Raw genomic sequence first — 2,721 nt, 5'->3', positions numbered from 1 at the left:
GTGCGGGGACCGGACCCGGTGAAGGTGCGCCGCGGCCTGTCGTTCATGGATGTTCCTTCCTGCCGTCGTCGTCACGCGCGGGGCGGGGTGTTCGTTCGGTTGAGCGGGGGGCGTCTGGTCCGGCAGCGGCGGCCCATGCGGAAAGCCGCTGCGCCAGCGTTGTTCCGGGCAGAAGCGCGGCCCGCGCGCCCGATGCGGTCAGATGCTGGTCGTCGGCGTAGAACAGCCGCCCGACATCGGCGAAGCGGCAGCCGCGCGGATCGCACAAAGCGCGCGCCGGGTCCACCAGCTGCCGTCCGGGCGCCGCGCCGATCCGCGCGATCGCGGCGCGCGCATCGTCGATGCGTGGATGGGCGCGTGCGTCGTCGGGGCCGGCGGTGTGCCCGGTCGCCACGCCGATCAGCCAGCGCCGCACCGGCAGCGCCGCGCCGATCACGCGGGCATAAGGATTGATCGCGAACCCCGGCGCATCCTGGATCAGGACGACATGCCGGCCCTGCGCCTCCAGCGCGGCGATCGTCGCCGCCAGCGTATCGGTGACGGAGCGGCGGCGGCCCTGTGCGTCGATCACCTCCGCGCCGTTCGACCAATAGCCGGCCAGCGCGATCACGCGCACCTGCGGATGCGCGGCGATCCAGCGGAACACCGCTGCCTGATAGGCCATGCATTCGCCGCGGTGGCGCACGCGCCCAGGCAGCTCGCGCGCCGCATCGACGAGCGGCAGGCACGAGGATTTGGTCATCTGCCTGAACGTCAGCCCAGCACCGCGCGCCGCATCGGCGATCGCGGGGGCGATCGCATCGGCATGGCTGTCACCGATCAGCAGCAGGCCCGGCCGGTCCGTATGCGCCAGCGCGCCGGTGCACGCCGCCCCGCCGACCGGCGCGGTCGCGCCATAAGGGGCAAGGCAGGCGCCATGTCGCGCCGCGACCGCCTCCAGCGCGCCCGCGCGCGCGATCGCGGGCAGGCGCGCGGGCCACCCCTCCAGCCGGTACAGCGCCGCCGCCACGCCGCTCAGCAGCAGCAGCACCGCGACGTAGCGCAGCAGCACCTGTCGTTCGGGCAGGACGCGGTGACGCAGCGGCTGTTCGACGAACCGCCACGACAGCGTCGCCAGCAGCACGGTGATCGCGATCAGCCACAGCGGGGAGACGGGCGCCGCGCCGTCGCCCGCGACCCGCGCGACATAGATGACCGGCCAGTGCCACAGGTACAGCGAATAGGAGATGCGCCCGACGAACACGACCGGGCGCGACGACAGCAGCCAGCGGTTGGCGCGACTGCCGCCCGCCGCGATCTGCAGCGTCGCGCCCAGCACGGGCAGCGCGGCGAACCAGCCGGGAAAGGCGATGGCCGGCTGATAGGCGACCAGCGCCAATGCCAGCAGCGCCACGCCGCCCCAGCCCGCCGCCTCGCGCAGCGCGGGCGACGACGGCCCGCCGCGCATCTGCGCCAGCGCCAGGATCGCGCCAAGCCCCAGTTCCCAAGCGCGCGTCGGCAGCAGGTAGAACGCCGCCTGCGGATCGATGCGGATCAGCAGCAGCGACCCGGCGAACGACAGCGCCGACAGGAACGCGACCACCGCGATCACCTGTCCCCGGCACCAGCGGATCGCCGCCAGCATGACGAACGGGAACAAGAGGTAGAATTGCTCCTCCACGCCCAGCGACCAGGTCATCAGCAGCGGGCTGCGTTCCGCCGCCGGCGCGAAATAATCGCCGCCGGTGTAGAACAGCAGGTTCGACAGCCCCCACAGCGCGGGCACCGTTTCCTTGGCCAGTTCGCGCAGCTCCGCCGGGGTCAGCGCGACCAACCCGAACAGCAGGAACAGCGCGATCATCGCGATCAGCGCCGGCAGGATGCGGCGGACGCGGCGCACGTAGAAGCCGGCGAAGCGGAACATGCCGGCCCCGGCCTCGCGCGCGATCTGCCCGCCGATCAGATAGCCGGAGATGACGAAGAAGATGTCCACGCCCGTGAAGCCGCCCGGCAGCCCCGGGATGCCGAGGTGGAACAGCACGACCGATGCGACCGCAACCGCGCGCAGCCCGTCGATGTCGGGGCGATAGGCGATGGCGGCGCGGCTGTGGTCGCGCGCGTCGGTCAATCCGCGGCTCCGGCCAGCTCGCGATAGAGCGCGGCGAAGCGATCGGCGGTCCCGTCGATCGCGAAATGCGCCGCGAACCGCGCGCGTCCCGCCGCGCCCATCCGCCTGCGCAGTGCGGCGTCGGGCAGCAGCCGCGCCAGCGCCTCCGCCAGCCGGTCCGCGTTCGCCGGGGGCACCAGCAGCGCGGTATCGCCATCAACGACCTGTTCGGGGATCGCGCCCACGGTCGTCGCCACCACCGGCAACGCGGCGGCCATCGCCTCCAGGATCGCGATCGGCTGGTTTTCCGCGCGCGAAGGCAGGACGAACAGGTCCGCGGTGCGCATCAGTGCGCGCACCGCATCCTCGTCCACCCAGCCGGGAAAGGCGATGCGATCGGCGATGCCATAGGCGGTGGCGGCGGCGCGCGCGGCGTCGATGTCGCCATTGCCGGCGATCGTCGCGCGCCACGCGATGCCGCGCGCCGCCTGCTGCGCCAGCGCCGCCAGCAGCACGTCGACGCCCTTTCGTTCCCCCACCAGCCCGACGAACAGCAGGTGCGGCGGGGCGGTCCCGTCCGCGGTGGGGCGCGCGTCGGCGACAGGCGGGGCGGGGACGCCGTTGCCGATCACCAC

Annotated in this window: 2 protein-coding genes; both read right to left on the bottom strand. The window is 73.2% G+C overall.

What is annotated here, in order from left to right; genetic code table 11:
• Positions 1–43 precede the first annotated feature (43 nt).
• Positions 44–2,107, bottom strand: coding sequence for an acyltransferase family protein (locus tag AX685_RS11535; protein ID WP_066488803.1), 2,064 nt, complete (start codon positions 2,105–2,107; stop codon positions 44–46).
• A partial coding sequence (locus AX685_RS11530) for a glycosyltransferase family 4 protein (protein WP_197418578.1) occupies positions 2,104–2,721 on the bottom strand: 618 nt, incomplete at its 5' end. The genes AX685_RS11535 and AX685_RS11530, both read right to left, overlap by 4 nt.

Origin of the sequence: Sphingomonas sp. CCH9-F2, from assembly GCF_001556735.1 — a bacterium.
Classification (GTDB): Bacteria; Pseudomonadota; Alphaproteobacteria; order Sphingomonadales; family Sphingomonadaceae; genus Sphingomonas; species Sphingomonas ginsenosidimutans.
The sequence above is the reverse complement of the archived record's forward strand: the minus strand, read 5'-3'. Positions and strand labels throughout refer to the sequence as shown.